Source organism: Pseudobacillus sp. 179-B 2D1 NHS (assembly GCF_045370945.1).
Taxonomy (GTDB): domain Bacteria; phylum Bacillota; class Bacilli; order Bacillales; family Domibacillaceae; genus Pseudobacillus.
Genome location: NZ_JBIQDP010000057.1, coordinates 1 through 5,261, shown reverse-complemented (window position 1 = coordinate 5,261; position 5,261 = coordinate 1). Strand labels below are relative to the sequence as shown.

At 37.3% G+C, this 5,261-nt stretch carries 4 protein-coding genes; 2 read left to right on the top strand and 2 right to left on the bottom strand.

Translation table 11 applies throughout. The features are described 5' to 3' along the window. Positions 1–409: 409 nt before the first annotated feature. Positions 410–1,192: an acetoin reductase gene (locus ACH0BF_RS24835; protein WP_327826148.1), complete on the bottom strand. Its 783-nt coding sequence runs from the start codon at positions 1,190–1,192 to the stop codon at positions 410–412. Positions 1,193–2,395: 1,203 nt separating this feature from the next. Between ACH0BF_RS24835 and mobV the strand changes: the two genes are divergently transcribed. Beyond that, entirely contained in the window at positions 2,396–3,745 is a 1,350-nt protein-coding gene (gene mobV / locus ACH0BF_RS24830) for a MobV family relaxase (RefSeq protein WP_406910505.1), read from the top strand. Positions 3,746–3,758: 13 nt separating this feature from the next. After that, positions 3,759–4,007: a hypothetical protein gene (locus tag ACH0BF_RS24825; protein WP_406910504.1), complete on the top strand. Its 249-nt coding sequence runs from the start codon at positions 3,759–3,761 to the stop codon at positions 4,005–4,007. 26 nt (positions 4,008–4,033) lie between these two features. Here ACH0BF_RS24825 and ACH0BF_RS24820 read toward each other — a convergent pair whose 3' ends face one another. Beyond that, complete coding sequence (locus ACH0BF_RS24820; protein WP_223664322.1) at positions 4,034–4,582, bottom strand: winged helix-turn-helix domain-containing protein; 549 nt, start codon at positions 4,580–4,582, stop codon at positions 4,034–4,036. Positions 4,583–5,261 lie beyond the last annotated feature (679 nt).

Below are 5,261 nucleotides of genomic sequence, written 5' to 3'. Positions count from 1 at the left end.
TAACAGTATCTTGGCTTTTATTTATCCTTGTTTTACTCGTGAGAAGCTCATAAATGCCCTGTGAGCGATTTTAAAGATTAAATAGGGGTTTTTATAAGGGGCAACCTCTTAAAAGGGCTAGAAAGGCTCTGTATGGCGTTTGTCAACGGTAAGCGGACCGCAGGGAGCATTAAGGAGTTGACAAACTCACTACACCAAGACCCTCTTGGTATGTCAATATTTAGACGACTTTATGCCGAGAAAACTTTTTGAAAAAGAAAAGAACCCTAAAATAAACTTAAAGCGCAAGCGTTCGGATAGCGCTAGCTATTAAACCGAACGATTGACACGCTTTGGGTTTTTAGGGTTCAAAGTTTCTATTCAAAAAGGAAATTGGAATAAAAACCAAATTAATTAAACTGTTTATTTTTTATCTATAAACTAATCCGCCATCTGTTAAAATAGATTGACCAGTTATATAATCTGAATCTTCCGAAGCTAGGAATGATACTAAATTTGCTACATCTTTAGGTTCTTGATATCTTCCTAATTTTATAGCACTTGAAAATTTTTCAAAAGCATCTCCAGGATTTAAATTTTCATCATATTTAACCATTTCTTCATCGATTCTTTCCCACATTTTAGTTTTTGCCACTCCTGGACAATAAGCATTAACGTTAATTTTATACTTTGCTAATTCTTTAGCTGCAACTTGAGTGTATGATCTAACTGCGTGTTTAGTAGCTGAATATGTACCTAGCATTTCGTAAGATTCGTGACCTGCTATACTACAAGCGTTTATTATTTTACCTTTTGTATTTTGTTTTATAAATTGTTTTGCAGCTGCTTGGGTACCATAAACAGTTCCAAATACATTAATATTAAATAATTTATTAAGTTGATTTTCGTCTATTTCTAAGAAAGGTGTTACAGCATCCACACCTGCATTATTAATAAAAACATCTAATTTATTAAATTCTTTTACAGTAAATTTAACTAGTTCTTCTTGTTCTTTTTGTTTTGAAACATCACTTTTGAAAGATATTACATTATATCCTTTTTCTTTGAATTCTTTTTCTGTTTCTAGTAACAAATCATTATTGATGTCTTGAACAACGATATTAAAACCATCATTTGCTAATCTTTCAGCTATAGCTTTACCTAAACCACCTGCTGAACCTGTTATTATTGCTACTTTATTTTCTGAGTTCATATGCTTATGTCTCCTTTTATATTTAGTGCTTTCAATAAAAATTGTATTCTTTTAAAAAAATTAAGCAATATTTATGTTTTTTTCTTGTTTTTTCTTATCTTGATGCCTTGTTGCTGTAAAGCTTTATCCATGCCGACACGCCTTGTAAGCCCTCGCTTACTCTCAAAATTCGGAACGTAATTGATATTGCAAAGGGTTGGTTTTTTGGGTTTCCCCCTTGTTTTTAGGAGGAGGCTGGCTAGGGGGTTTGGGGGAGAATCCCCCATGTCCTGTAGCCCTTGTCGTGAAAGCATATTTTGGGATACGCTCAGGCGTTTCGGCAGGTACAATTGCAGTGCAAGCCGACCCTGATTAATCCTCGTTTTCAGTGTGTCGGCTTGGCACAAGCTGCGCACCTGCCGAATTTCGGAGTGCAAGGGTAAAGGGTGGAGATTTTTCGGTGGTCTGTCCGAAAAATACTACCCGTCCCTTGCATGAAGAAAAGCCCTTATATATAGAGTGAGAAGAGAGAGACTTTTAAAAGTGTAAAAAAGGTTGATATACCAGTAGTTTTAGCGATTTTCGTGTGTGTTCATTTGAACACAGTTGTGTGTCTAAATAAACACAAACAAAAATACGAACATAAATAAAAAATCGTAGTTGTCAAATTAAACAACTACGACTAAATTTTTTAAAATAATTTATCTGGTAAATCCTTTAATACAGGCATTTTCATAGCCTTATGAAACATTAACAGTATCTTGGCTTTTATTTATCCTTGTTTTACTCGTGAGAAGCTCATAAATGCCCTGTGAGCGATTTTAAAGATTAAATAGGGGTTTTATAAGGGGCAACCTCTTAAAAGGGCTAGAAAGGCTCTGTATGGCGTTTGTCAACGGTAAGCGGACCGCAGGGAGCATTAAGGAGTTGACAAACTCACTACACCAAGACCCTCTTGGTATGTCAAAAGTTCACCTTTTGACCTGCCTACCGGCGAGGGAGCCCCCTCAAAAGTGAGGGGGTTGGGGGAGTTTTTGAAAGGGGTCTGGGGAAGAGTTCCCCAGTGGGTTTGGGCAAAGCCCAAGGTTTTGTTTTTTGCCATGCAGTAGCATGGCTCGGCGGAGCCGAAAAGCCTCGCAGAGCACATGGAACTTTGCTTGCAAAGTGTAGTGTGCTACACTTTCTATTAATCTAGCGATTTTAGAAAGGAGCGAAAACCCCGATATGAGCTTTGCCGTTTTACATATGCAGAAGCTAAAGTCACCTGCCATTAAGGGTATTCAAATTCATAATCAGAGAGAAAAAGAAAGTCAGACGAACGGTGATATTGATGGGTCACGTTCACATCTAAATTATGATTTGGTCAATTCAAAGCCGATTGATTATAGCGAGAAGGTTAACAAAATGATTGAGGAAGGAGTGACGACTGGCAAAGCCATTCGGAAAGATGCGGTGAAGGTGGCGAGTTTCCTTGTCACTTCCGATTCCGAGTATTTTCAAAAGCTATCGGAACAAGAGGAAAAGCGATTCTTTGAATCAGCTTATGAGTTTTTTGCGAACGAATACGGAGAAAAGAATATTGCCTATGCGATGGTTCATAAAGACGAGAAAACACCGCATATGCATGTTGGGTTCGTGCCGATCACCGAAGATGGTCGGCTTTCCGCAAAGGACTTTTTTGGGAAAAAGCAACAACTGGTAAAGCTTCAAGATAAGTTTCATGACCATATGGTGCGAGAAGGCTTTGACTTGGAGCGAGGAGTCTCATCAGACCGTAAACACGTTGAGACAGCCAAATATAAGGCTCTGACGTTCCAACAAATGGAGCAGGAAGCTAGAGAAAAGTATGAACGGACAATGGGGCATATTCAAGAGATTGACGACAAGACAAAGGCGATTGAGAACATTCAACCGAAAAAGGTGCTTGGGCTTGTTGGCATGAAGGAGCAAGATTACAAAAGCCTAGTCGATTATGCGACAAATGGAGTTGTCTATCAGCAGAAGGCGGAGGTTCTCCAGAAGGAGTTAGAGAAGGCAAAGACAGAAGTTCAGCAATTAAAATCAGATATGCAGATAGGACAAGACAAAATTCGACATTATTACAAAGATGTTGAACAGAACTTAGATACATTGGCAGAGAAAAAAGCAGTGGAAAAAGTGAAACAGGCTGAGGTTGTGCAGAAATACGGAAATCTAGTAGAAAAATATAATGGGCTGGTTCATAAATACAATGACCAGTTGAAGGAAAAAAAGCAGTTAAAACAAGAGGTAGATACGCTAAAACTAGAAAACCGGTCTTACCAAAATGAGAATCGAGAATTGAAATCGGAGAACGGGCAATTGAAGGAAAAACTCATGCAGATCAGTAAGGAGTTTTCGGCTTTCAAACAAAGAGTGGGGAACGTTTTACATGCTCAAATTGACCGAGTAAAGACGTTTTTAAGAATTAGGGATATTGCCCCTAGCCATATAAAAGCACTGGATGACAAACAAGATAAATTAGTCCAGGATTCTCTACAAAAATTAGAAAAACCACAGAAAGAAAATGAAAAAGATATAGAATTGGAAATGTAAAGGAGGAGGATAAATGAATATGAGAAATGATGTTTTTGACCGTATTAAAACAACGAAAAGAAGGATCAGTGAAGCAGAAAAGATTTTAGCATATTTAGAAAAAAATGAAGCCCCTAAAACACAAATCACTGCAATGAAACGGATTGTAAAGCACTTGGATAACCAGTATTCGGTTGAAAAATTAGCTTTTGCTCTTGCTGATCTCCAAACAACAGGAAGTGTTCGTCCTGAAGATGAAGAAGAAAATGCTTTTACTTTATAGTTAAAAGAACCGTCTTAATGACGGTTCTACTCCTTTATCTCTATCGTTATTTCTTTGTGTAATTGAGATTGTATTTTCGTTTTCATGCTGTTTTCTTGTTCACTTTCAGAGATGATTATATTGGCTCCGAATTTGCCGTGTTTATAATTTGTTCCCCAACTATTCCAAGCAATTTGTTTATTAACGGCATAAATGTTTGATGTTCCTGATTTGTAAACGTCTATGTATTGCTTTTCTCTAAGAAGTTTAATTGCTCTTGTAACAGTGGGTTTACTAATTTCGAACTGTTCTTGTAAGACGTTATACGAACACATAACCGCATTGTATGAATCCATGTTATTAATTAGAAACTTAAAGATTCGATATGCTATTGGTGATTTTGACATTAGCCAATCTTCTGCTTTATAAGCGTCTTTATTCATTTGCACCCACCTTTTATAAGGACTTCCTTGTTGTCTTTTTCGCTCTTCTTCTTCCTGTTTCTTTAGTTCTTCTAATTCTCTCTCACGTTCCTCAAATGTTCTAGAATTAGGATCTAGTACGTTTTTTGTTTCCCCTATTGTTAACGTTGTCACGATATTCCTCCCCTGAATAAGCAGTATACTACTTAAAATGAAACATATATGTATCATCTAGTGAACCATATAGTAATCATTTGTGAGCATGTTGTAATCATATAAGATTATAGTATAATTATTTTTTTTAAAAAACAAGTGTTAATTTGATTACTTTATATTCAAATAGTAATCATAGCTTATGATTACTATTGGGTTCACACTGTGATTACTAACAACCTCTATAACCCTTGATATAACAACATTCTTCAAATGTTCCCTCTTATATCTTCTAAAGGGCTTTTCTCCAAGCAAGGTTCGGGTAGTATTTTTTTGTCCTACGGAACGCTATCGCTCAAAAAAATCTCCACCCTTTCCCCCTTGCTTTCCGAAATTTTGGCGGTGGTGGCATGTCGCCAAGCCGAACATACCCAAAACGAGAATTTACGAAATTCGGCTTGCTCTGACCATTGTACCGCCAAAACCGCCTGTGCTATCGTTCAGAAATATCTGCCTTTAGCCTTACTTAGTGACGTTATGCGGGGGCTAGCCCCCACACCCCCAGCCAGCACTCACACCCCAAAACAAGGGGGGACAACTAACTTACAACAAAGTAAAGTGAATAACAGTATCTTGGCTTTTATTTATCCTTGTTTTACTCGTGAGAAGCTCATAAATGCCCTGTGAGCGATTTTAAAGA

Bases quoted from the DNA above. Each gene is read 5' to 3' on its own strand.
- mobV (WP_406910505.1), top strand. From the start codon at position 2,396: ATGAGCTTTGCCGTTTTACATATGCAGAAGCTAAAGTCACCTGCCATT.
- ACH0BF_RS24825 (WP_406910504.1), top strand. From the start codon at position 3,759: ATGAATATGAGAAATGATGTTTTTGACCGTATTAAAACAACGAAAAGA.
- ACH0BF_RS24835 (WP_327826148.1), bottom strand. From the start codon at position 1,192: ATGAACTCAGAAAATAAAGTAGCAATAATAACAGGTTCAGCAGGTGGT.